This window comes from Eoetvoesiella sp., assembly GCF_035555955.1.
In the GTDB taxonomy this organism is placed as follows: domain Bacteria; phylum Pseudomonadota; class Gammaproteobacteria; order Burkholderiales; family Burkholderiaceae_B; genus Eoetvoesia.
In genome coordinates this window covers 14,032-37,455 of the sequence record NZ_DATMGA010000015.1, presented here as the reverse complement: position 1 = coordinate 37,455, position 23,424 = coordinate 14,032, and the positions used below count along the sequence as shown (strand labels likewise).

The 23,424-nt window shown below is 62.1% G+C and carries 19 protein-coding genes; 5 read left to right on the top strand and 14 right to left on the bottom strand.

What is annotated here, in order from left to right; genetic code table 11:
- Positions 1 to 18: 18 nt before the first annotated feature.
- From VNT00_RS04375 to icd, 10 genes are all read right to left on the bottom strand, one after another.
- The gene (locus VNT00_RS04375; RefSeq protein ID WP_325584898.1) at positions 19 to 1,257 is read right to left on the bottom strand and encodes an NADH-ubiquinone oxidoreductase-F iron-sulfur binding region domain-containing protein; all 1,239 of its coding nucleotides are present in this window, start codon (positions 1,255 to 1,257) and stop codon (positions 19 to 21) included.
- Entirely contained in the window at positions 1,254 to 1,937 is a 684-nt protein-coding gene (locus tag VNT00_RS04370; protein WP_325584896.1) for an isochorismatase family protein, read from the bottom strand. The genes VNT00_RS04375 and VNT00_RS04370 overlap by 4 nt, the downstream gene beginning before the upstream one ends.
- Positions 1,934 to 3,391 carry an aromatic ring-hydroxylating oxygenase subunit alpha gene (locus tag VNT00_RS04365; RefSeq protein WP_325584894.1) on the bottom strand — a complete coding sequence of 486 codons (1,458 nt, stop codon included), beginning with the start codon at positions 3,389 to 3,391 and terminating at the stop codon, positions 1,934 to 1,936. Before VNT00_RS04365 ends, VNT00_RS04370 begins: the two co-directional genes overlap by 4 nt.
- Before the next feature lie 26 nt (positions 3,392 to 3,417).
- The gene (locus VNT00_RS04360; protein ID WP_325584892.1) at positions 3,418 to 3,951 is read right to left on the bottom strand and encodes an aromatic-ring-hydroxylating dioxygenase subunit beta; all 534 of its coding nucleotides are present in this window, start codon (positions 3,949 to 3,951) and stop codon (positions 3,418 to 3,420) included.
- Positions 3,952 to 3,987: 36 nt separating this feature from the next.
- Positions 3,988 to 4,983, bottom strand: a complete 996-nt coding sequence (locus tag VNT00_RS04355; protein ID WP_325584890.1) for an ABC transporter permease — start codon at positions 4,981 to 4,983, stop codon at positions 3,988 to 3,990.
- A 35-nt stretch (positions 4,984 to 5,018) separates the two neighbouring features.
- Positions 5,019 to 6,587: a sugar ABC transporter ATP-binding protein gene (locus VNT00_RS04350; RefSeq protein ID WP_325584888.1), complete on the bottom strand. Its 1,569-nt coding sequence runs from the start codon at positions 6,585 to 6,587 to the stop codon at positions 5,019 to 5,021.
- An 8-nt stretch (positions 6,588 to 6,595) separates the two neighbouring features.
- Positions 6,596 to 7,654 (bottom strand): TMAO reductase system periplasmic protein TorT, encoded by a 1,059-nt coding sequence (gene torT, locus VNT00_RS04345; RefSeq protein ID WP_325584886.1) that lies wholly within the window; start codon positions 7,652 to 7,654, stop codon positions 6,596 to 6,598.
- 116 nt (positions 7,655 to 7,770) lie between these two features.
- Positions 7,771 to 8,598 (bottom strand): VOC family protein, encoded by an 828-nt coding sequence (locus VNT00_RS04340; RefSeq protein ID WP_325584884.1) that lies wholly within the window; start codon positions 8,596 to 8,598, stop codon positions 7,771 to 7,773.
- A 240-nt stretch (positions 8,599 to 8,838) separates the two neighbouring features.
- The gene (locus VNT00_RS04335) at positions 8,839 to 12,426 is read right to left on the bottom strand and encodes a DUF748 domain-containing protein (RefSeq protein ID WP_325584882.1); all 3,588 of its coding nucleotides are present in this window, start codon (positions 12,424 to 12,426) and stop codon (positions 8,839 to 8,841) included.
- 198 nt (positions 12,427 to 12,624) lie between these two features.
- On the bottom strand, positions 12,625 to 13,881 hold the full coding sequence (gene icd / locus VNT00_RS04330; protein ID WP_325584880.1) for an NADP-dependent isocitrate dehydrogenase: 1,257 nt from the start codon (positions 13,879 to 13,881) through the stop codon (positions 12,625 to 12,627).
- A 230-nt stretch (positions 13,882 to 14,111) separates the two neighbouring features.
- On the opposite strand from icd, the gene VNT00_RS04325 reads away from it, so the two are divergent.
- Positions 14,112 to 14,540 (top strand): DUF1841 family protein, encoded by a 429-nt coding sequence (locus VNT00_RS04325; RefSeq protein WP_325584939.1) that lies wholly within the window; start codon positions 14,112 to 14,114, stop codon positions 14,538 to 14,540.
- Between the two features lie 254 nt (positions 14,541 to 14,794).
- On the opposite strand, the gene VNT00_RS04320 is transcribed toward VNT00_RS04325, so the two are convergent.
- The gene (locus tag VNT00_RS04320; RefSeq protein WP_325584878.1) at positions 14,795 to 15,157 is read right to left on the bottom strand and encodes a c-type cytochrome; all 363 of its coding nucleotides are present in this window, start codon (positions 15,155 to 15,157) and stop codon (positions 14,795 to 14,797) included.
- A 12-nt stretch (positions 15,158 to 15,169) separates the two neighbouring features.
- Positions 15,170 to 15,526 carry a c-type cytochrome gene (locus VNT00_RS04315; protein WP_325584876.1) on the bottom strand — a complete coding sequence of 119 codons (357 nt, stop codon included), beginning with the start codon at positions 15,524 to 15,526 and terminating at the stop codon, positions 15,170 to 15,172.
- A gap of 133 nt (positions 15,527 to 15,659) precedes the next feature.
- Between VNT00_RS04315 and VNT00_RS04310 the strand changes: the two genes are divergently transcribed.
- From VNT00_RS04310 to VNT00_RS04295, 4 genes are read left to right on the top strand one after another with little or no spacing between them, the layout of a single operon-like run.
- Positions 15,660 to 16,529: an AAA family ATPase gene (locus VNT00_RS04310; RefSeq protein WP_325584874.1), complete on the top strand. Its 870-nt coding sequence runs from the start codon at positions 15,660 to 15,662 to the stop codon at positions 16,527 to 16,529.
- Positions 16,530 to 16,561: 32 nt separating this feature from the next.
- Positions 16,562 to 17,182, top strand: a complete 621-nt coding sequence (locus tag VNT00_RS04305) for a GNAT family N-acetyltransferase (protein WP_325584872.1) — start codon at positions 16,562 to 16,564, stop codon at positions 17,180 to 17,182.
- Positions 17,172 to 18,344, top strand: a complete 1,173-nt coding sequence (locus tag VNT00_RS04300; protein WP_325584870.1) for a vWA domain-containing protein — start codon at positions 17,172 to 17,174, stop codon at positions 18,342 to 18,344. The genes VNT00_RS04305 and VNT00_RS04300 overlap by 11 nt, the downstream gene beginning before the upstream one ends.
- A gap of 32 nt (positions 18,345 to 18,376) precedes the next feature.
- Complete coding sequence (locus VNT00_RS04295; protein ID WP_325584868.1) at positions 18,377 to 21,172, top strand: M16 family metallopeptidase; 2,796 nt, start codon at positions 18,377 to 18,379, stop codon at positions 21,170 to 21,172.
- A 147-nt stretch (positions 21,173 to 21,319) separates the two neighbouring features.
- Here the strand turns inward: VNT00_RS04295 and VNT00_RS04290 are convergent, their stop codons facing one another.
- Together VNT00_RS04290 and dnaJ are read right to left on the bottom strand one after the other, a co-directional pair.
- Positions 21,320 to 22,204: a glutamate racemase gene (locus VNT00_RS04290; RefSeq protein ID WP_325584866.1), complete on the bottom strand. Its 885-nt coding sequence runs from the start codon at positions 22,202 to 22,204 to the stop codon at positions 21,320 to 21,322.
- Positions 22,205 to 22,298: 94 nt separating this feature from the next.
- A complete protein-coding gene (gene dnaJ, locus VNT00_RS04285; protein WP_325584864.1) occupies positions 22,299 to 23,417 on the bottom strand; it encodes a molecular chaperone DnaJ in 1,119 nt (372 codons plus the stop codon).
- Between the last annotated feature and the right edge of the window lie 7 nt (positions 23,418 to 23,424).

The window sequence follows — 23,424 nt, the reverse complement described above, 5'->3', positions numbered from 1 at the left end:
CAATTGCTCAACTCGCGATCAGGCGTGCTCTTGCTGCGCTTTCTCGCTGGAAATTCCAGCCGCAACCTCGCGCGGGAAATGAGCCACGAGGCTGCGTCCCAATGCGGCGGCGCCATCCAGGAAGGCGCATGCGCCCTTGCCCGGCAAAATCTTTCCCCAACGGATCAAGTTCTCCCTGTCGGCATCATTGGCGCCGTGCTGGTTGAAGGTTTGAATGGTCTTGGCAATCGCGTGGGTGCCCTTGATGCACACACCGCACTGCTGCGCCGACTCGCCCACATACCAGCTGGATACCTTGGCGGCGAAAGCCACCGGATCGTCATGCTCGCCCAACACCGTGATGGCGCCACAGCCCCAACCGCTTTCGGCCTCGCGGCAAGCCCCGAACTCGCACGAAATGGCCGAACCGCCAGGTCCCGTCATTCCGCCGAACCAGCCGCCCAGGGCAAAGCCCCTGGGCTGGGAGACAAAGCCGCCGCCCACCGTTTCAAAAAGATTTCCAACCGACACACCGAACGGTATCTCGTATACGCCCGGCTTGCGGCAGGCGCCGGCCAGCGTCACCAAGGCCGTGCCCGGCGAATCGGCCGTACCCTGTTCGCGATAGCGCTGCCCGCCGTGGCGCGCTATCCAGGCCGCATGCGCCAGGGTTTCCACGTTCGAAACCAGCGTCGGCAAATCGGCGACTCCCCGCTCGAACGGGCGCGGCGGCTTGGACAGCGGCAAAGCCGGCCCGCCGTTGATGGCGCGGCAAACCGAGGTCTCCTCCCCAGCCACGTAGGTGGGCTCCACCATGAAGATTTCGGGCGCGGGCCCGGTGTTCAACATGCCCGCGTCCCGGAGTTCACGCAAGGCGAGTTCAACGGCCGCCTGGGTTTCAGGATGCGATAAATACACAATGGCGCGCTGCGCGCCGCAGACCCTGGCCGCCAACAGCAGGCCGTCCAGAACCAGATGCGGCCTATGCGTCAACAGCCAGCGATCCTTGAACGAGCTGGGCTCGCCTTCCTCTCCGTTCGCCACCACCACTTTGGCGCCCGAAGCCATGGCAACGCCCTGCCATTTGATATGCGCGGAAAAACCCGCCCCCCCGCGGCCGCGCAAGCCCGATATGGCCAACTCGCCCAGAACCTCGACACCTTCCGGATGGCGATACGTACCGGCGTCGATCTCCGCAGCCAGGCTCATGGGGCCGTCAATGGCCTGCGGCAGCACCAGACGGGGCTCCAGCCCCGGATAGACTCCTGCATCGATCATGCTACAGCTCCCGTCTTTCGCGCTGCGACAGCCTGCAAGGCATCGTCCAGCGACAGGACGTCGCCGTATTTGGCGTCGATATCGAACAGGCTGGCCTCGTGAGGCTCGACCGCCCGGTCGCCCACGCAGTCGCGCACGACGAACGCCGGCCAGCCCAGCATGCATGCGTCGACGGCTGTGGCTCGTACGCAGCCGGAAGTGGTCGCGCCACAGATGATGACACTATCGACGCCCTTCGCCGTCAAGAAGGAATTCAGGTCGGTGCCCGTAAACGACGAAGCCGCGCGCTTGACAATGACCACCTCGTCCTCGCGCCGCCCCAATCGCGGGTCGACGTCGACCCAGCGGCTACCGTCAAGCAGCCCCTTCATGGCCGGCATTTTCTTGAGCCAGACGTTATCGGCAAGCATGGCTTCCGAAAATGCAATCGTCGTGAAGACGACAGGGCATCGCGCTTCGCGGGCAGCGGCCAGCAGGCTGGACGTGGCCAGCACCGCATCGTCCAGATTCGATCCGGCGGGAAACGCCTCGTCGGTAAACCCATTGATCAAGTCGACGACGACCACGGCCGGCCGGACGCCGAGTCGCAGCCTGCCCCCCAGCCCCTTCCCGGCGTATTCGGCGGCGATACGCGCCCGCCATCCTTGACCGGCTATTTGCTCGTTCACGTAGACACTCACTTTTCAAGCGCTTCCGCGGCGGACGGGGCTTTCGCATCGGCGTCCTTTCTGAGCGCCGTCGAACGCCCCGCGTCCATTTCGAACGACGGCCATTCGCCCGGAGCCGCTTTCATCATGTCCGCGTAAAAGCGGTACATATTCCGCTGCACGCCTTCTTCGTAACGGGTTCGATAAACCTCGCCGGGGCCCGGCCAGTTCTCGCGCACGGGTTCCGCAATACCGATTCCGGGCGTGCCCATCTTGTAATTGAGCTTGAAACCCAGCTTGTCGATGGCCACGGAATTGCCCGAACGGCTGATCGTCGTCCAGGGCTCCGTGTCGTCCATTTCGAACACGCCGCTTAGGGAGAAGGTGCCAAGGCCCGCCGTGTAGGCACGCTCTTTCTGCTCTGGAGTCATGTTCTTGTAGCCGAAGAACCAGTTCCAGAACTCGACCTTGCCCGGCCCCTTGGGCTGGAAAAGCCGCACGGTGAGCGCAGCAGTTGGAGCATGCTTGGAGCCGTCCTCGGTTACCGGCAGGGCCAGAATGGCGCAATTGGGGAACACATTTCCAACAAAAACCCTGGCGCGCCGCGCCACTTCCAACTGCTCGGCGGAGATTCGCGCGGTATTGAAGCTGGCCGCCAACGCTTCCGGAAACCCCAGGAACTTGGGGCCGGGTTCGTCCACGCTGTTGGCCATGGAAAAGCTCAGGGAATGCCCCGGAGAGGCCTGGATGTGATAGCCCTTCATGTTCTCGGCGAACGAGACCGGGAAAGAGCCGATTTCGAATACCGAACGGTGCAGCGTGCCCAGATGGTAATCATCGCCTGCGAAATTCTCGGAACCCGACTTCCAATCCGCGTCGAATACGAAACGCTGCGGCGGCCCAAGCACCTCGACGCCGTGCTCGTTCAGACCGAACAGCAAATCAAGATACCAGGCCATACCGCCCAGGTACTCGCGCAATGGCGGCGCCGAGGCGTCCAGGCTGGCGTAGATCAGGCCATGCAGCAACTCGACCCGCGGAGCGTGGGCCAGCCCGTTATCCTCCTTGGCCGTGCCTTCCAGCGCGTTCTTCCACAAGGGCGCACCCACCAGAGCGCCTTTGGTGTTGTAGGTCCAGCCATGGTACGGGCAGCGAAAATGCGAGGTATTGCCCGACGTGGAGCGGCACACCTGTACGCCTCGATGCCGACAGGCGTCGAGCATGACATTGATCTTGCCATCTTCGTCGCGCACCACGATGAAATCGTCCTCGCCTATTTTGCGCACGACGTAATCGCCGGGGGCGGGTATCTCGGAGTCATGCGCCAAGAACACCCAGCAACGGCCAAAGACTTTGTTCAGCTCTTCCTTGTACAGATCATCGTTGCCGAAAATTGCCGCCGGCACGCTGCCGTAGCCTACGCCCTTGTCAAGTTCATCGATCAAGCGTTCAGCGTTGCTCTTTGAAGCCTCTGAGTTGGAATTCATGGACATATCGTTTTGCTCCGGAATATTCAAAAAAAGAAGGCCAGGTTGTGCGCGGGAATGGCCGTGTGATCCAGATAGATCACCCGCTTGAGCAGCCTCCAGTCGCCGTTTTCAATGCCCAGCACATCGTGGCGCTCTCCCGAATAAATATTCGGCACGACATTCTCCTGACGGGTGCGGAAAACCAGAACGTTGCTGCGCACGCTGACCCTATCGCCCTGGCGTTCGCCCACCCGGATATTGGAAACGTGATGGCGGACTCGCGAAGGCGGATCCTCCGCCCAGGCCAGGCCCGTTTCGTTGCGCCGGACTTTTGCGTCCAGCGAGCCGTAGCGCTCGTCCAGATGAAACGCCTTGTCGACGAAACCCAGTCCCCTGGCCCGCTCCACGGTAGTGCGCAAGGGCATCTGGTAAACGATGTCCTTGCTGACCATCGTCTCCATCCATTGGCGCTCTTCGAGCAGATCCAGCAGTTCGACTTCGCGGTTCAGCCAATTGACGATCTCCAGGTAAAAACCAGGATCCTTGGTCAAGGCTTCGTTCATAATCGGTTCGTTCATATTCATCTCGTTTCCCCATCCTCACCTGAAAATTCTTTATTTCTTTGAAAATGCCATGGCGAATATCAGCATAGCGCCGACAATCATGGTCTGGGCATAAGCGCCGACCTGCATCAGATTCATGCCGTTCTGCACGAATACAATCAGGAACGTGCCTGCCACCACCGCCAGAGTCCGCCCCACACCGCCGGTCAGCGCGGCGCCCGCTATCACACAGGCGGCGATCGACTCCAGCGGAAACGACACCCCGATGCTCGACTCGCCGGTATTCAGGCGTGCCGTGAGCAGGACGCCCGATAACGCCGACAACATGCCGGACAGCACGAAGGCAATGACCGTGACGCGTGCGGTGCGCACCCCAGAGAGCATGGCGGCACGCATATTGCCGCCAATGGCATAAAGATGGCGCCCGTAGCGGGTCCACTCCAGCAATACATAGACCAGCGCAATCGAACCGATCATGACCACTACCGGCACGGGTATGCCCAGAAGCGTGCCGTAGCCGAAGACTTCGCCGAACTCGGGCGGCAAGCCGTCGATGGGCACGCCGCCGCTCAGGAACAAGGCAATGCCAAACACCACGGAAGACATGCCCAGGGTCATCATGAAAGAAGGAATACGCAAAACAGCGGCACCTATTCCATTGATCAGCCCCACCAGGCCGCCGACCACGACCGCCGCAAAAGCGCCTGCGCAAATCGCCCAGGCCGGCGAACCCGCCCCGTCCTGATACAGGCCGCTCATTGTCATGGCCCCCACAATGGAGGACAGCGCCACGATGGTTCCAACCGAAAGATCGATGCCGCCACCCACCAGAACGATCAATTGCGCCAGGGTAACCAGCAACAAATACACCGCCTGACGCGACACGTTCAATTGATTGTTCAGGCTGAAGAAGTCGGGCGCCATGATGGCGAATACCAGCAAGGCGAACACAAACAATGCCGGCAGCACCAAGGCGTAACGATTCTGGCGCAGCCACCCGACCGGGGAGATGGCAGTCGCCTTTGGGATCACGGAATTTGCGGACATTGTCGTACTTGAAGGTGAAATAGCCATGAGATGGATCACTCGAAAAACTGTTCAAGAATAAGGTGCTGCTCGTAGCCGGCCCGGTCGAACTGCGCCACCAGGCGGCCATTGCGCATGACCAGCAGACGGTTCGACAGGCCCAGCAACTCGGGCAGATCGGACGAAATCAACAAAACGGCCGCTCCGGATGCGCTGAGTTCGGCGATATAGCGATACACAGCAGCCCGGGCGCCGACATCGACGCCCACGGTGGGTTCGTCAAATATGTAAACATCGATCTCCTGCCCCAGGCCTTTGGCCAGCAATACCTTTTGCTGGTTGCCGCCCGAAAAATTCTCCACGGCTTCGCCAAGCCGTCCAGCAGGAAAATCCACCTTTGACGACAGGCGGCGCGAAGTCTCCGCCTCCGCCTTGCGGCGCAACAGCCGGCTTCGGCCGGGCCCAAAGGCCAATGAGGACAACAGCATGTTTTCGCTGGCCGGCCGCATCATCGACAGGCCGTCACGCTTGCGGTCGGGCGGGCTGTACCACACACCCGCCTCGATGGCCTGAGCCGGGTGCCGGAAGCACATGGCCTTGCCATCGACGGCAATACTGCCGCGCGTCGCTTCCAGCAAACCGAAACAGGCCTGGCCGAGTTCGCTCTTTCCGCAGCCCACCAGGCCGCCCACGCCGACAATTTCGCCCGCGCGCACTTCCAGATTGATGTCGTCCAGTTCTTTTCCCACAGTGGACAGGCCGCGGATTTCCAGACGCACCGCCCCCAGTTCCGTCCTGGGCGCCGGGTACAGATCCGCCAGGGTGCGGCCGCTCATCAATTCGATAAGATGCGACTCGTCGGTGCCGGCTGGAACGGTGGCCACCCATGCGCCGTCCCGCAAAACCGTGACCACATCGCCCAGCTCGGCGATTTCCTCCATCCGGTGCGTAATATAGATAATGGCCGTGCCTTGCTCTTTCAGCTTTGCCAGCAAGGCGAACAAAGCCTGGGTATCGTGCGTGGTCAATGACGCGGTCGGCTCATCCAGTATCAACACCTTCGGCACGCAGCGCAGCGCCTTGCAGATTTCAACCATCTGCTGCTTGCCGCGCGACAATCCGCCCACCAGCGCGTTTTCGTCCAGATCGAAGCCCAGCCGCTCGATCAGCGCCCGGGCTTCGCGGCGCATGAGCGCCTTGCCGAGAATGCCGCCCCAGGCCATGGCTTCGTCTCCCAGGGCGATATTGTCGGCAACGGTAAGATTCGGCACCAGGGAGAACTCCTGGAATACGGCGCGCACGCCATGGCTGCGCGCTTCGTTCACCGAACGAAAGCAGCCAGTATGCATGCCAATGGCAAGCGTGCCCGCCGTAGGCTGGTTGGCCCCGGCCAGCAGGGAAATCAACGTCGATTTCCCTGCCCCGTTTTCACCGAAAAACACATGGACGGCGCCGGGCATGATTTCCAGGCTGATGTCTTTCAATGCCCAATGCGTGCCGTAGCGCTTGCCGAGCCCGCGCAGGGACATCGCGCTTCCGGCATGGGTGTCGCGACGTGATTCAAACGGCTCGTCCGGCTGCAAACGCTGCGCGGAAGGCGTAGGACTCGACGATACGGCTTGCATAAGGCCTCCTACTCGACCTTGAACACCGGCTTGAAGCCTCGGGGAGCCATGGAGATTCCCGCATCCAGCGTCTTGATGTTGGATTGGTCGTAGAAGCCGACCACCGGCGTGGCAGGGGAAATGACCTCTTTTTTCTCCAGGGCCCGCACCGCCTGGTCAATGGCTATGCGCCCGATCGTGACGACTGCCTCCACCCCCGAAGCTTCGATGGTCTTGGCCCTGATGCCTTGGTATACGCCAGGCGTCAGGTACAAGGACACCAGCTTGACGTCCTTGCGGCCGTGGGCCCGCAATACCGGCACGCCCGCCTCTGCCGTAACCGCGGTCCCGACGATGTAGTCCAGCTGCTTGTGGACCTGCAAAGCATCTTCGATGAGGCGCGCCTGCACTTCCTTGCCGATATCGCCATACTTGGTCTCGACGATGTCGATGGCGCCGCCCTTCACTCCCGCCAGGAAACCTTTGTTGAACAACTCGACGAAGCCGGCCCCGGCGGGACCGGGAAACCAGGCGACCTTGACGGGCGCCGTACCCGCCGGATGGCGTTTAGCCAGATACTGCCCGGCGTTGTAGCCTTCGCCGTACGGCGAAGCCAAGGTGCGCGCGCTGACATCTTTAAACGAAACACCATTCATGACGTCGATGACGACAATATTCTTTTTTCTGACTTGCTCCAGTGCGTTGTTCAGGCCGTCGTAGGAAACCGCCCCCACCAGAACCGCATTGGCGCCGCCCGCAACACAGTTCTCGATCTGGGAAATTTGATTGGCCAGGTGTTCGTAGCCGCCGGCGTCCATGACTTGCAGCTTCACCCCCAGGCGTTTGGCTTCCTCCACCATGCCATAGTCCGCGCCAAGCCAGAAGGAGTCCTTCAAATGCGGATACGCCGCACAGATTTTCCATGGCTGGGCGGCCTTGGCCACAGGCCGATAGTCCACAATCGACTCCTTGCCATCGGCCGCCACGGATTTCACCTTGACGGGAAACCAGTCGGCCGCGTGGCTGGCGCCGCCGAAGGACAGCGCGCCTACAGCAATCAGCGCATTGCATAATGCACGGCATTTCATCGTTGTTCTCCTCTTCTTTGGTTTAAGGACACAAAATTGCATGCAATTATGTGCGCAATTGGATTATGCCGAATAGCAGTTACTGAAGATACTCGGGACTTTCCCTAGTCCGTGAATCAGCCAGGCAGCAGGCTGCGTTGGGCATGACGCTCGGCCTGCTCCTGCTCGTCCAGCACGCTGACCGACAGATGAACCTCGTCGTGCATGGCAACGCGCACCACGTCCTGCCCCCATGGCACATGCGCCTGGGGACCAAGCTGCCGGGCCCCCGCATCCGTCAGCGCCCGTGCCGATTTTTCCGCGTCGTCAACCTCGACACGCAGGGCGAATCCATGGCCATAGCGCCTCCCGACCTCATGATCGTCAACGAACTCCCATTGCTCGTCGGAAAACAGCTCTATGGCGGCCGGACACACGGCCAGCAGCGCACCTCTCTGCCCTCCCGGATGCTCCCAGACATCCACCGCCTTCAGGCCCAGCCCCTTGTCGTACATGGCCATCGCGGCATCCAGGTCGGAGACGCGAAGGCAGATCCTCAACTCGCGGAACGCCCGCCGCTGCCCGCCTGGATGGTTCTCGGGCCGGCTGACGAGGCAATATAGATTGCCGTCCGGCGCGTAAAAATGCGTCCATGCCGTTCCCCAATTCTCGCCGGCGACACCACGATGAATCTCTCCGACAAACTCTACGCCCTTGTCTTCCATTTCCTTGCGAGCAGCATCGACATCCGCGACCAGAAAACCGGCTACAGGATGGGCGAAGTGGCTGTGCTCTTCGTCGCTGGGTTTGAATACCTCGAACGCATCGCCATTCGGCAAGCCGAATACCACGGCATTCTGCTGCTCCATGGCAACGCCCAGGCCAAGCACATTCGCCGCAAAGTCACGCATGCGCGCGTATTCCCCGGTTCTGGATCCCAGCCAGGCTATTCCCAGTATTTCCATATCACGCTCCTTTAGTTCGTGCGCGCCGGCAAGGCCTTGCACTCCGGTTTATCAATCCATCCATCCATCCATCATTTATTTGCATAAATAATTGCATGCAATAATAGCCACCAGGCCCAAGGCATGCATCGGGGTTAATACGGAAAATAGCGGCGAACCAGCCTTCGCCGCGCACGGACACCACCGCGAAATGAAAAAGGCCGGCAAGGTAAGCCGGCCTTCAACTGGTACTGCTTCTGATCAATGCAAGTCGAAATCCACGCGGGTGGCGGGCCCGCCGTCGTCGCTGCCGGCATCGGTCTTGGGGGCCACGATGAAGATCCGGTCTGTCAGGTTCTCGGCGGCCGCCATGATCTGTTCATACACAGCCTGCGCGCGCGCCTGGGCGAGTTTGTCCAGAGCCTGCTTGCCCAGCGGAGCGGAGGCAAGCAGCAGGGCCTTCATCTGTTCGGGGGGAATCGACTTGGCGAAGCCGATGGCGTTGCGCGGCTTGTCCTTGATCTTGGCATCGCTATAGACATCCTCCAGATACTTGGCGCGGTCGGCGTCGGTCAGCGACATGCCCGCCGCTTCGGACTTCTTCACGCCAGCCGCCTTGGCCTTGAGCTTGCGAATCTGGCCGTCCAGCCATGCCTGGCGCAGCCCTGCCTCGTCGGCTTGCGGATCGGCGCGGCCGGTGATGTCCATTTTCAAAGCGGGACGATCGGAAAGCGCCTTGACCAGGGTGGCGATACTGGACCTGGCCTTGTCGTCGAGCGCGGCGCTGCCCGGCAGGAAGTCGATGTGCGACAGGTCCGCCCCGCTGCCGAAGGCCGAGGCCAGCAGTTTGAAGGGCGCCGTCACCGCCTTGGTCAGCGTGTTCACGATCACTTGTATGATGATGCCGCCGATCGAAAACTCAGGGTCGTCCAGCGAACCGGAGATAGGCAGGTTGATGTCGATGTTGCCGCTGGCGTCCTTCAACAGGGAGACGGCCAGCAGCACCGGCAGCTTGACCGCATCGGCGCTGCCGGACGGCTTGCCGAAGGTGAGCTGGTTGAGCAGCACTTTGTTGCTGGCCTGCAGGGCACGGTCCTTGATCTGGTATTGCAGGTCGACGGACAGCTTGCCGCGCTCGATGGCGTAGCCCACGTATTTGGACGAATACGTCGTGAACCGGGGCAGATCCACGCCCTTGGCGGTGGCCTTGAGGTCCAGCGCCAGGTAGCGCGAGAAAGGCTGCACTGTGCCGGAAACCGAGAAGGGAGCCGTGCGGTAGACGCGGCCGGCGACACTGACCTTGGCCGGCGTGGGCTTGGCCGACGATACCGCGGTCAGCGTGCCGTCGATGGAGGACAACTCGGCGCGGTAGTTGGGCCGCACGAAATGGTCGTTGAACGTCATGCGGCCGCGCTTGAGCTTGACACTGTTGATCGAGATGTCGGGTCCGGCGTCGGCGCGCCGGGCCGTCTGCCTCTTTTCCGTGGCACGGGCGCGGCGGGTTTGCGTGTCCTGGGTGATGGAGCCGGCGGCCTCGCCCTTGCTCACCAGGACGTCCGCCACGTTCAGGTGGGCGTTGCTGTTGAGCAGAATGTTGCCGTAGAAGTCATCCAGCAGGATGTCGCCCAAGCCCAGCTGGAGTTTCGGGCCTTGCATGGCGATATGCATATTGCTCAGGCCAAGGTGCTTCCAGTTGAGGAATGGCGCCTTGTTCACTCGGTCCTGGAGATCGAGGTCATTGACCTGGACAGCTCCGCGCCAGTCCGCCCGCATGGGCTTGCCCTCGCCAGCCAGGGCGAATTCCGCGTTGCCGCGCGCGCCCACGGACAGGCTGCGCACCGTGGCGTTCAAGCTGGAGGCGATGTACGGGGCGAGTGACGCGGTGTCGAATTTGGCGAGGTCAACCGAGGTCTTCAACGACAAGGGTTGCGTCGTAAGGGAGCCCTTGAGCGCCAGCGTGCCTTTTTTCTGGATGCCGTCGGCCTGGAGCGTGAAGGTCGTCGGCTCGGCGTCCAGGGCCAAACGATCGGCTTTCAGCGCCAGTGATCCCACGGATAGGTCCACGCCCGGCTTGACGGATTCGTCGCGAGCGGCGAATTGCGTCAGGCCGAGCGTCACGTTGCGGGCTTGAACCGCCGTGCCCGCGACCTCGACGTTGCCCTCCAGGCTCAATTGCCCTTTTTGTATGGTTATGGGCGCAAAATGATGCACCGCCGCCGCAAGCGGGGCCAACCCGAACTGATGGAGCTGAACCTGCGCCTTGACCGAGAGCGGCTGAAGGACGACAGGCGCCTGTACCCGCAAAGAACTGCCATCCGATGGGTTATCCATGTTCAGTTGCGCAAGCATGGGCTGGCCCGCGCTTTGCGGCAACGCGATATGCTGGATTTCGGCGCTCAGCCCTTTAAGCGGGTAGTCCAGGCCGACGGGATCATCACGCAAGTGCACCTCGCCGGCTTCGAGCCTGACGGTGTCGATGGAAATTTTCCAGGCCGGTGAGGCAGGCTTGGCGGGCGTGGAGCCAGGTGCGGTTTCCGACGTGGGCTTGGATGCGGGCGTCGGCGCGGGTGTTGGTACAGATTCGGATGCAGCCTCGGACGCGGGAACGGATGCCATTGCAGATGCGGATGTCGCTTCTGATTTGACCTCGGATGCGGGTGCCGGTTCGGGTTTGGCCTCGGATGCAGATTTGGCCGGAGCCTGGCCGGCCGCCTCGGCTTCTTTCGCGGCGGGCCGGGATTCAGCGGCCTGCGTCTGCGCTGCGCCGGGGGCCTTGGGTGCCGGGCCGCCCAGTTTGGCGAAGCCGGCGGCCACGCGCTGCCAGTTCAGTTGCTGGGCATCGCGGTGCGCTTCCACCTGCGGTTTTTCCAGGGTAATCGCGCCTATGGAAATCGTGCGTGCGCCCAGATCCGCGGACAGGCCCTGGAACTTCAGGCTGTCCCAGGCCAGCAGCGGCGCTCCGGAGGATTCGGCCACGTCCAGCTGGCGCAAACCCAGGTCGCCTTGCACGCGGATGCGCGGCGCGGCGTCCTGCGGCTGTTCGAACAACACCTTCAGCCTGGAATCGAGCAAGGCGCTCTTGAGGCGGACGGGCAAAGGCACGGGCCAGAAATCCGCCCATTTGTCCAGCGCCAGCCCGTCCAGCGTCACGTCCAGCGTGGACGTGCGCACGGTATCGAAAGGCAAGGCGGTGCCGGTGAGGTCGAACGGGCTGCCGTTGATGCGCATGCGCACCTCGGGCTGCACGTCGATCTTGGTCGCGTAGCCGAGTGTCGAAATAAAGGGGATGCCCAGCTTGAGGTCGGCGATAGTCTGCTTGCGGCCGGTGACGCGGTCGTCGAGGTCGATGCCGCCGCCGGTCAGCAGCAGGTTGTTCAGGGAAAAGCGCGGCAGGCCCTTTGCCTCCGGCTCGGGCTTCGGCTGATCGGCCGACATCTTCGCCAGCCGTTCGACAATGTCGGAAAAGTTGAAATGCGTGGCATCCTTACGCACCAACGAGACCTGGGGCTTATCGATATGGATGCGGTCGAGGATGGGCGCGAACAGAAGGATGGAGCGCCAGGCCACCCGCAGATCGATTTCGCCGATCGCCAGAAGAGGCTTTGCCCCGGGCTCGTCGATGGCAAGGTTCTGGGCGCTCAGCGCCAGCGTAAGGGGGTTGAAGCGGATTTCGCCGACTTCCACCCGGCGGCCCAGCAATTCGGCAACGTTGTGAGTGAACGCGTAGCGCACGGCCTTCGGCACGAGCCAGGCCGACAGGGCCGCCAGGACAAGCAGCGCGGCCGCACAGCCCGCCAGTATCTTGACGGTTCGCCGGCTAAGCTTAAGAACAGGCATCTGCAATGGCATCGTACGCGCTCCCGGCTGTTGTCATGCCCACGGGGCTGGTTTCCCGAGGTCGGCAAATATTTAAGCAGCATAATAGCAAATCCAACCCCATGCCCGATTGGCCGCCGACACCCTCATAAGGACCTGGCCGGACAGCAAAAAGCCCTGTTCTCGCTAGAGAACAGGGCTTTTCTGAGCCTTGAACGGTCAGGCCAACTTTTACATATTGTCAATCATGACCTGGCCGAAGCCCGAGCACGATACCTGCGTCGCGCCTTCGAGCAGGCGGGCGAAGTCGTAGGTGACCTTTTTCGACAGGATGGATTTTTCCATACTGCTGATGATGAGATCGGCCGCTTCGGTCCAGCCCATGTGGCGCAGCATCATTTCGGCGGACAGGATTTCGGAACCGGGGTTCACGTAGTCTTTGCCGGCGTACTTGGGAGCCGTGCCGTGGGTGGCTTCGAACATGGCCACGGAGTCGGACAGGTTGGCGCCCGGAGCGATGCCGATGCCGCCGACTTGCGCCGCCAAGGCGTCGGACACGTAGTCGCCGTTCAGGTTGAGCGTGGCGATGACGGAGTACTCGGCCGGACGCAACAGGATTTGCTGCAGGAAGGCGTCGGCAATGACGTCCTTGACGACGATGTCGCGGCCCGTCTTGGGGTTCTTGAATTTGCACCACGGGCCGCCGTCGATGAGCTGGGCGCCGAATTCCTTCAGGGCCAGTTCGTAGCCCCAGTCGCGGAAGCTGCCTTCGGTGAACTTCATGATGTTGCCCTTGTGCACCAGGGTGACCGAGGGCTTGTCGTTGTCGATGGCGTACTGGATGGCCTTGCGGACCAGGCGCTGCGTGCCTTCGCGCGAAACGGGCTTGACGCCGATGCCCGAGGTGGCCGGGAAGCGGATCTTGTTGACGCCCAGCTTGCTTTGCAGGAAATCGATGAGCAGCTTGGCCTTTTCGGACTCGGCTTCGAATTCGATGCCGGCGTAGATGTCTTCGGAGTTTTCGCGGAAGATGACCATGTCGGTCTTTTCAGGCTCGCGAACGGGCGAAGGAACACCCTTGAAGTAGCGCACCGGGCGCAGGCAGACGTACAGGTCGAGCTGCTGGCGCAGGGCCACGTTCAGCGAACGGATGCCGCCGCCGACGGGGGTCGTGAGGGGGCCCTTGATGGAAACCACGTAGTCCTTGACGGCCTCGAGGGTTTCTTCGGGCAGCCAGACGTCGGGGCCGTAGATTTTGGTGGATTTTTCGCCGGCGTAGACTTCCATCCAGTGGATCTTGCGCTTGCCGCCGTAGGCCTTGGCAACGGCTGCGTCGACAACCTTGAGCATGACCGGGGTAATATCGGCACCTGTGCCATCGCCTTCGATGTACGGCAGGATGGGCTCGTCGGGAACGTTGATCGAAAAATCGGCGTTAACCGTGATTTTTTGGCCCGAGGTCGGGACCTTGATATGCTGATAAGCCATGGATGCTCCAGTTGCTCCATTAATAATAAGAAAAGCGGTACCGTATATGCGAACGACCCGAACGGTTGCAGCGCGTGCAAACCGCTTCGGTCTTTCGGAAAAGACCGTCATTATAAACGTAGTCTTATATAAGACCAGTGTACCGCAGATTTTCCCGCCATTTTAACGGCTAACGATGGGCAATGCGCGGCGCGGGTAAAATGGTTTCTTTACAGGTTTTATGCATGGCCATGTTCAATCCGTCCCGCGAGCAGGTTCGCGCCTTTTTCAGCGAAGCCTGGCGCAAACATCGTTCCCGTGAAGTCCTGACGCCGCTCGAGACCATGGCGGCCGACTGGGTTTTGCAGCACCCCGAATACCACGAAGTCCTGCAGGACCCCGACGCCGCCGGACTCGACTACACCGTCGAACAGGGCCGGACCAACCCCTTCCTGCATTTATCCATGCACCTGGCCATCTCGGAGCAGCTTCAGGTCGACCAGCCGCCCGGCATTCGCGCGCTGCACCAGCAGCTGCTGGCCACGCACGACCCGCATCAGGCCGCGCACGAAATCATGGAATGCCTGGGGGAAGTGGTGTGGGAGGCCCAGCGCCTGGGCACGGCCTTCAGCAACGAAGGCTATCTGGAACTGATCAAGCGGCGCGTTTCCCGCCGCTAATGAAAAAGAAAAAGGAAAAAGGCCCCCACGCCGCGCTGCTACGCAGCTTGCTGCCCCCCAAGGGGGTGCTTTTTGTCTTGGGGCGGCCCGGCGACAAAAAAGGCCTTCGCGTGAAGGCCTTTTTCATTGAGCCGCCATGCTGCGCAAAAGCCGCTATTCCGTGAGGAAGTGCAAACGGCCCAATCGGCGGCTGCGGCTTGCTTGACCGCCGGGGCGGCCAACCATTGGCGCGGCCCGGCAATGCCAAAGCGCGATTACTTGTGGACCGACAAGGGCCCGGGCAAGGACGACAGCCAGCCGGCGATGTTGGCGACGTCGGCTTCGCTTAGCTGCGCGGCCATGGCGCCCATGATGGCGTTCTTGCGCACGTTGGCGGATGCGGGTGCGCCCGACTGGCCGCGCTTGTAGGCCTTGAGGGCGTGGGCGATGTAGTCTTCGTGCTGGCCCGCCAGGACGGGATAAGCCGGCATGATGGGGGTTTTGGCGTCGGCGCCGTGGCAACTGGCACAGGTGTACTTCTGGAAAGCAGCTTGGCCGGCGGCAAGATCGGCAGCGTGCGCGGCGGTACCGGCAACCACGAACAGGGAACCCACGACGGCGAGAGTCAGTTTCTTCATATCGGCTCCCGATTATTTAAGGCTGGAATAGTAAGCGGCGATGTCGGCCATGTCTTGATCGGACAATGACCTGGCAATGGCTTCCATAGTGGGGAAGGTGCGTGCGCCGCTGGCATATTCCTTGAGGGCCGCAACCAGGTAATCGGCGTTCTGCCCGGCGATCATGGGTACGTGGTACACCTCGGGAAAGCTGGCTTTGTAGCCCTGGATGCCGTGGCACCCGATACACATGGAAATCTTGTCGACTGCGGCTTTTGCATTGCCCACCGGGGCTTTGTCGGCCGCCTGGGCCTGGCCGACGAACCCACAGGAAGCAGCCGTGAAGGCCAGCGCAGACAATGCGCGCGTCAGGTTAATTCGCAACTTCATAATAGCTCTTGTTTGGCGGTAAATAAAAGCCGGCCCCTCTCCTGCTGAACCGACGAACCTGACGGATTGTACGATAATTGTCATTGTGTACGCTATGTATCCCTACCAACGTTGTAAATATACGGACTTGACCATGACTTCAGCAGCCCCGGCCCCCTCTTCCGAACGCTTCTCGGGAACCGAGCGCTACGTTGCCACCGACGACCTGAAAATGGCCGTCAATGCGGCGCTTTCCCTGCAACGCCCGCTGCTCATCAAGGGCGAACCCGGCACCGGCAAGACCATGCTGGCCGAGGAAGTGGCCGCCGCCCTGGGGCGCCCATTGCTGCAATGGCATATCAAGTCCACCACCAAGGCGCACCAGGGCCTGTACGAATACGATGCCGTCTCCCGGCTGCGCGACTCGCAACTGGGCGACGAAAAGGTGCGCGACATCGGCAACTACATCGTCAAGGGGGTTCTGTGGCAAGCGTTCGAGGCCGACGAGCCGGTGGTGGTGCTGATCGACGAAATCGACAAGGCCGACATCGAGTTCCCCAACGACCTGCTGCGCGAGCTGGACCGCATGGAGTTCCATGTGTACGAAACCCGGCAGACCATAAAGGCCCGCCACCGCCCTCTTATCATCATCACGTCCAACAACGAAAAAGAGCTGCCCGACGCCTTCCTGCGGCGCTGCTTTTTCCATTACATCAATTTCCCCGACCGGGACACCATGCAGAGCATCGTGGCGGTTCACTACCCTTCCATCCGCCAGGACGTGCTTAGCAGCGCCCTGGACACTTTCTTTGCGCTGCGCGATGCGCCGGGCCTCAAGAAAAAGCCGTCGACCTCGGAGTTCCTGGACTGGCTGCGCCTGCTGCTGAACGAGGCCGTGCCTGCGGCCAGTATCGCCAGCACCGCGGGCGATCTGCCGCTCATGGCCGGCGCCCTGCTCAAGAACGAGCAAGACCTGACGCTGCTGCGCCGCCTCGCCGCCATGACGCGCGCCGGCCGCCGCTAGGGCCAAGCCCCGATCGCCCTCAAGGAAAAGCAATGCTGAAAACCCAAGGATTTCATCGCCCTCCCGCGCCTGTTACCCTGGAAGGCCACGGTGTCAAGCTCGTGCCTCTGGGCCCCGAACACGCGGCGGACCTGGAAGCGGCCGCCGCCGACGGCAAGCTCTGGCAATTGCGCGTCACCTCGGTGCCCGAGCCCGGCGCAGCCGCCGCCTACATCGAAACCGCCCTGAAAGGCCAGCAAGAGGGCAATATGCTGCCCTTCGCCATCGTCGAGCAAGGCAGCGGGCAGGTCATCGGCACCACCCGCTACTACGACTTCGTCCCCGCCATCGCCCGGCTGGAAATCGGCCACACCTGGTATGCCAGGCGCTGGCAGCGCACCCATGTGAACACCGCCAGCAAGCTGCTGTTGCTGCGCCACGCTTTCGAACACCTGGGCGCCCAGGTCGTATGCTGGCGCACCGACAAGTTCAACTTCGCCTCGCAGCGGGCCATCGAACGCCTGGGAGCCCATAAAGACGGTGTCCTGCGCCATCACATGCTGCGCCGCGACGGCACAGTGCGCGACACCGTCATGTACAGCCTGCTCGCGGGCGAATGGCCGGAAGTCGAAAAGCACCTGGAATACCGGCTGAACCTGCACCATGCTGGCTGACTTCTTCTATCACCTGCGCGCCCGCAAGCTGCCTGTTTCGGTGCAGGAATACCTGACGCTGCTCGAGGCGCTGCAAGCCCGCATCATGCCGCCGACGGTCCATGACTTCTACTACCTGGCGCGCATGACGCTGGTCAAGGACGAAACCCTGTTCGACCGCTACGACCAGGCCTTCGGCGAGTTCTACCGCACGCTCGAAGCCGCCCTGCCGGCCGACGAGGAAATCCCGCTGGACTGGCTGCTCAAGGATTTTCAGAAACAACTCAGCCCCGAGGAAAAGGCCGCGATCGAAAAACACGGCTGGGACAAGCTGATGGAATTGTTCAAGAAAACCCTGGAGGAGCAGGACGAGCGCCACGCCGGAGGCAATAAGTGGATAGGCACCGGCGGCAGCTCGGCCTTCGGCCACGGCGGCTATCACCCGGAAGGCATACGGGTGGGCGGGCCTTCGGCGGGCAACCGCACGGCCGTCAAGGTCTGGGAAAACCGCGAATACCGCGATTACGACGACCAGCAGGAGCTGGGCACGCGCAACTTCAAGATGGCGCTGCGCCGGCTGCGCCACTTCGCGCGCGAAGGCGCCGACCTCGAGCTGGACCTGGACCACACCATCCGCAGCACAGCCCGCAACGCGGGGTTCCTGGACCTGAAAATGGTTCCCGAGCGCCACAATACCGTCAAGGTGCTGATGCTGCTGGACGTGGGCGGCAGCATGGACGACCATGTGCAGCGCATCCAGGAGCTGTTTTCGGCGGCGCGCAGCGAATTCAAGAACCTGGAGGTCTATTACTTCCACAACTGCCCCTACGAATCGCTGTGGCAGAACAATCGGCGCCGCTCGACCGAGCGCATCGAAACCTGGGACATACTGCGCAAGTACAACGAGGACTGGCGCCTGATCATCGTGGGCGACGCCACCATGAGCCCTTACGAAATACTCCAGCCGGGAGGCTCGGTCGAACACAACAACCGTGAAACCGGGGCGGCATGGCTGCAGCGCCTGCTCGACAACTGGCCCAGATCGGTCTGGCTGAACCCCGAGCCCGAGGGCTATTGGGAATATCGCCAGTCCATTGCCCTTATCAAGAACATCATGCACGATCGCATGTACGGCATGACCGTGGCCGGCCTGAAGCTGGCCATGGAAAAGCTCTCCAAATAACCTTTGCCCCACCACCCGCCAGGAACAACCCTATGCCTTTGCCCTTAGCACGAATCCTGAACGCCGCCGCCATCCTGCTCCTGGGCGCCTTCATGGCGGCCGCCAACGCGCTGGAGCTGCCCGCCGGCGTCACACAAGGCCCGTCCATCGAGGGCACGACGCAATACACGCTGAAGAACGGGCTGGTCGTGCTGCTTACGCCCGACGACTCCAAGCCCACCACCATCGTCAACATGACCTATCTGGTGGGATCCAGGCAGGAAGGCCGGGGCGAAACCGGCATGGCCCACCTGCTGGAACACATGCTGTTCCGCGGCTCGCCCACATTGCGCGACCCCTGGGCCGAATTTTCCAAGCGCGGACTGAGGGCCAACGGCTCCACTAACGAAGACCGCACCAACTATTTCGCCAGCTTCGCCGCCGATTCCGGGACGCTCAAGTGGTACATCGACTGGCAGGCCGATGCCATGGTCAATTCCCTGATCAGCCGCAAGGACCTGGACTCGGAAATGACGGTGGTGCGCAACGAGATGGAGTCCGGCGAAAACAACCCGTTCGAAGTGCTGATGCAAAAAATGCAGGCCGCCGCCTACATGTGGCACGGCTACGGCAAGGACACCATCGGCGCGCGTTCGGACGTGGAAAACGTGGATATCGAGCAACTGCGCAAGTTCTATCACTTGTATTACCAGCCCGACAACGCCGTGCTCATCGTATCCGGCAAATTCGATCCGGCCGCCACGCTGGGCGTCATCGCCCAGGCTTTCGGCAAGATTCCCAAGCCGCAGCGGGTACTGCCGCCCGAATACACGGTCGAGCCCGTCCAGGACGGCGAACGCAAGGTCGTCGTCCGCCGCCACGGCGGCAATCCCCTGGTCGCCGCGCTGTTCCACATACCCCAGGCGGGCAGCCCCGACTACGTGCCTTTCGACCTGGGCGTCGACATGATCAGCGACACGCCCTCGGGGCGGCTGTACCATGCCCTGGTGGAAAAAAAGCTGGCCACCAGCGTGTTCGGATTCGCCCGAGCCATGAAGCAGCCGGGCTACGCCTTGTTCGGGGCGAAGCTGGATTCCGGCATGGATCCCGAAAAAGCGCTGCAGGCGCTCGACGCCGCGCTGGCCGGCATTGCCCGGCAGCCGTTTACCCAGGCCGAGCTGGATCGGGCAAAAAGCAAGTGGAACACGGCCTGGTCCCAAACCTACGCCGACCCCGCCAGTCTGACCGGCGTGCTTTCGGCCGCCGTGGCGGCCGGCGACTGGCGCCTGTTCTTCGCGCAGCACGACCAAGTGGAAAAAACCACGCTGGCCCAAGTGCAAAAAGTCATCCAGGACTACCTGGTTGCCAGCAACCGCAACGACGGCCTGTATATTCCCACCGACAAGCCCGTGCGGGCTCCCCTGCCCGAGCCGGTCGACCTGGCCGCCGAGCTGGCGAACTTCCAGGGCAAGGCCGCGCCCGACGCCGTGGCCGCCTTCGACCCCACTCCGGCCAACATCGACGCGCACACGCTGCGTACCCCGCTATCCCTGCCCAACGGGCAGGTGCAACTGGCCCTGCTGCCCAAGCCCACCCGCGGCAACCGGGTGGAAGCCAGCCTGGTCATCCAGTTCAGCAACCTCGAGGGGCTCAAGGGGCAGCGCACCAACGCCGCCGCAACCGCCGAACTGCTGGATCGCGGCACCCCCGACCTGTCGCGCCAGGACATTCAGGACAAGCTCGATGCGCTGCAGGCCCAGTTGGACTTCAGCGGGCAGGCCGGCGTGGTGGTGGCCGACATGTCCACGACCCGCGACAACCTGCCGCAACTGGTCGAGCTGACGCTGCACATTCTGCGCAATGCTGATTTCCCCGAAAAAGAGGTGGCGGAATTCAAGAGGCAGGTCAGCGCCTCGATCGAAAGCTCGATGACCAATCCACAGGCCTTGGCCGCGCGTGCCCTGGATCGCCACGACAACCCCTGGGCACGCGACGACGTGCGGTATACGCCCAGCTTCGACGAGTCCCTGAAAAACATCGCGGCGCTTACCCGCGACGACCTGGTCAAGTTCCACAACGACTTCTACGGCGCCGGCACCATACGCTTCTCGGCGGTGGGCGCCTTCGAACCCGATGCCGTCAAGAAAGCATTGAGTACAGGACTCGCGGGCTGGAAAAAGGCCGCCCCCTACACGCGCATACCCGACCCCTACCGCGCCGTGCCGGCGAAAACGTTCGACATCAATACGCCGGATAAGGCCAATGCGGTCTATATGGCGCAACTGCCCGTGAAAATACAGGACACCGACCCGCGCTACGCGGCCTTGTCCGTCGCCAACTACCTGCTGGGCGGGTCGCAAACCTCGCGCCTGTGGAATCGGGTGCGGGTGCAGGACGGGCTGTCGTATACCGTCAGCAGCGGCTTCGATGCGTCTTCCTTCGAGCCTTCCGGCAGCTGGTCTTTATACGCGATTTACGCGCCGGAAAACCGCGCGCGCCTGCTCAAGGCCATGAAGGAAGAACTGGCTGGCGCGCTGCGCGACGGCTTCACCGACGCCGAGGTAAAGGCCGGGGTCGAGGCCATGCTGAAGCTGCGCCGGCTGGCGCGCACCCGCGACGGCGTGCTGGCCGCGGCATGGATCAACTACCTGCAACTGGGCCGCGACTTTACCTGGTCGCAGCGAATCGACGACGAACTGGAAAAGCTGACCGCGAAGGACGTGAACGCCGCACTGCGCGAAACCTTGAAGCCCGAACTGTTCAGTGTGGCGATCGCCGGAGACCAAAGCAAGGAAAAGACCAAAGCCGCAAAACCAGCGCCAAAGGCCGACACCAAGAACATGGACTAAACGTTAAAACAGATCATGGATCTTCATGAGGGGCTCAAAATGCGACAAGAATTTGCCATTGGCTCGGCGTTGCATTTCGCCCCACTCCCGCCGCTGTAGCAACTGCCCAGGCTTGAAACCATCGAAGACAAGGCCACAAGCCGGCGGCTAGACTTGGGCCTTGCAGGCCTCCAGCCTCTGGAACTGGATCTGGCTGTCGCCCAGCAGGCGCTGGGCCAGTCGCGTAATGGCTTCGGGCGCCGTCGAGGTATAAAAAGAGACGCCCGGCCCGAGATCACTGCGGAATTCGGGATGGCGGGCCAGGTAGGCGACCAGGCTTTGCGCGGTTATTTTCGGCTGCGAAAAAATTTCCACGCCATCGGGCAAGGCCTCGGCAAAAAGAGCTTCGATCAAGGGGTAATGCGTGCAGCCCAGCAGGGCTGCGCTCAGGTGAGCCCCTTCGAGACGATGCCGCAACAGCGCCACATAGCGCCGGACGGCGCGACGCAGCGCGGGCAAAGGGGCGCCCGCCTCGATCAGCTTTACAAGGCTCGGGCAGGCTTGCTGAACGACGTTTATCTCGGGCGCGCGCTTGGCCGTTTCGTCGACGAATATCCGGCTGTTCACCGTGTAGCGCGTAGCGAAGACCGCCACCGTCTTGCCCGCAACGCCGCGCCTACCGGTATCGCAAGCAGCCATCCAGGGAACGCCCGTCAGCGCCTCGACCATGGGAACCACGACGCCGATCACCCGCTTGTCGGGATAGTGCACCGGCAGCCAGGTCTGCTGGAGCCGGCGCAGCCCCGTTGCCGCCGCCGTATTGCAGGCCAGCACGACCAGCGAACAGCCCATGGCAAAAAGCTGGGTCAGCGACGACAAGGTAAGCGCGTAGATCGAATCGGCGTCCCGGTCGCCGTAGGGCGCGTTGCCATGGTCGCCGTAATAAATGAAGCGCTGATCGGGCAGCGACGCGCGAAGTTCCTTCAGCACCGCAAGGCCGCCACTGCCAGAATCGAAAACCCCTATCACCGCATCCTCGTCGGTAAAAATCACTCAAGTCGCGGTATTTCACTCGATCTGCGCGGATGAATCAAGCTCAGGATCGAGGCCCGGGCTGCCGGAGCCAGCCCGGGCGGCAAGCCGGCAATCAGCTAAAAAAACTTTTCACCCGGTCGGTCCAGGACTCGCTTTTGGGCGAGTGTTTTTCGCCGCCCTGGCTGAGCGAGGTTTCGAACTGGCGCAGAATCTTCTTTTGCTCGTCGGTGAGGCGCACCGGCGTTTCCACGGAAACGTGGCAGTAGAGGTCACCGGGATAGCTGGAGCGCACGCCGCGTATGCCCTTGCCGCGCAGGCGGAAGGTCTTGCCGGTTTGCGTGCCCTCGGGAATGGTGATTTCGCCCTTGCCGCTAAGCGTGGGTACTTCCAGCTCGCCGCCCAGGGCCGCGGTGGTGAAGGGAATGGTCAGCTCGCAATGCAGGTCTTCGCCGTCGCGCTGGAAAATGCCATGCGGTTTCAGGTGGATTTCCACATACAGGTCGCCCGAAGGGCCGCCGTTGACACCCGGTTCGCCGTTGCCGGTGGAGCGGATGCGCATGCCGTCGTCGATGCCTGCGGGAATCTTGACCTGCAGGGTCTTGTTCTTGCGGATGCGGCCCACGCCGTCGCAGGCGGTGCAGGGGTCGGTGATTTCCTTGCCCGAACCATGGCAAGTGGGGCAGGTCTGCTGAACGCTGAAGAATCCCTGCTGCATGCGCACGGCGCCGCTGCCGCCGCAGGTATGGCAGGTCTTGGGCTGGGTTCCGGGCTTGGCGCCCGAACCGTGGCAGGTATCGCAGTTCTCCCAGCTGGGCACGCGGATTTCGGTGTCGAAGCCGCTGGCGGCCTGCTCCAGGCTGATTTCCAGCGTGTACTTGAGGTCGGCGCCCCGGTATACCTGGGGCCCTCCCCCGCCGCGGCGGCCGCCGCCGAAGATCTCGCCGAAGATATCGCCGAAGGCATCGGAGAAACCGGCGCCGCCCATGCCGCCGCCGGCGGCATTGGGATCGACCCCGGCATGGCCGAACCGGTCATAGGCGGCGCGTTTATCTTCGTCGCACAGTATTTCGTAGGCCTCTTTGACCTCTTTGAATTTTTCTTCCGCTTCCTTGCTGTCCGGATTGCGATCCGGATGGTATTTCATGGCCAGCTTGCGGTAGGCCTTTTTGATCTCTGCTTCGGTGGCGTTCTTGCCAACGCCCAGAACTTCATAAAAATCGCGTTTTGCCATGATTTCG

Excerpts from the sequence above, each read along its gene's own strand:
- VNT00_RS04375 (WP_325584898.1), bottom strand. The coding sequence starts at position 1,257 with ATGATCGATGCAGGAGTCTATCCGGGGCTGGAGCCCCGTCTGGTGCTG.
- VNT00_RS04365 (WP_325584894.1), bottom strand. The coding sequence starts at position 3,391 with ATGAATTCCAACTCAGAGGCTTCAAAGAGCAACGCTGAACGCTTGATC.
- VNT00_RS04360 (WP_325584892.1), bottom strand. The coding sequence starts at position 3,951 with ATGAACGAACCGATTATGAACGAAGCCTTGACCAAGGATCCTGGTTTT.
- VNT00_RS04355 (WP_325584890.1), bottom strand. The coding sequence starts at position 4,983 with ATGTCCGCAAATTCCGTGATCCCAAAGGCGACTGCCATCTCCCCGGTC.
- VNT00_RS04350 (WP_325584888.1), bottom strand. The coding sequence starts at position 6,587 with ATGCAAGCCGTATCGTCGAGTCCTACGCCTTCCGCGCAGCGTTTGCAG.
- torT (WP_325584886.1), bottom strand. The coding sequence starts at position 7,654 with ATGAAATGCCGTGCATTATGCAATGCGCTGATTGCTGTAGGCGCGCTG.
- VNT00_RS04340 (WP_325584884.1), bottom strand. The coding sequence starts at position 8,598 with ATGGAAATACTGGGAATAGCCTGGCTGGGATCCAGAACCGGGGAATAC.
- VNT00_RS04335 (WP_325584882.1), bottom strand. The coding sequence starts at position 12,426 with ATGCCATTGCAGATGCCTGTTCTTAAGCTTAGCCGGCGAACCGTCAAG.
- icd (WP_325584880.1), bottom strand. The coding sequence starts at position 13,881 with ATGGCTTATCAGCATATCAAGGTCCCGACCTCGGGCCAAAAAATCACG.
- VNT00_RS04325 (WP_325584939.1), top strand. The coding sequence starts at position 14,112 with ATGTTCAATCCGTCCCGCGAGCAGGTTCGCGCCTTTTTCAGCGAAGCC.
- VNT00_RS04320 (WP_325584878.1), bottom strand. The coding sequence starts at position 15,157 with ATGAAGAAACTGACTCTCGCCGTCGTGGGTTCCCTGTTCGTGGTTGCC.
- VNT00_RS04315 (WP_325584876.1), bottom strand. The coding sequence starts at position 15,526 with ATGAAGTTGCGAATTAACCTGACGCGCGCATTGTCTGCGCTGGCCTTC.
- VNT00_RS04310 (WP_325584874.1), top strand. The coding sequence starts at position 15,660 with ATGACTTCAGCAGCCCCGGCCCCCTCTTCCGAACGCTTCTCGGGAACC.
- VNT00_RS04305 (WP_325584872.1), top strand. The coding sequence starts at position 16,562 with ATGCTGAAAACCCAAGGATTTCATCGCCCTCCCGCGCCTGTTACCCTG.
- VNT00_RS04300 (WP_325584870.1), top strand. The coding sequence starts at position 17,172 with ATGCTGGCTGACTTCTTCTATCACCTGCGCGCCCGCAAGCTGCCTGTT.
- VNT00_RS04295 (WP_325584868.1), top strand. The coding sequence starts at position 18,377 with ATGCCTTTGCCCTTAGCACGAATCCTGAACGCCGCCGCCATCCTGCTC.
- dnaJ (WP_325584864.1), bottom strand. The coding sequence starts at position 23,417 with ATGGCAAAACGCGATTTTTATGAAGTTCTGGGCGTTGGCAAGAACGCC.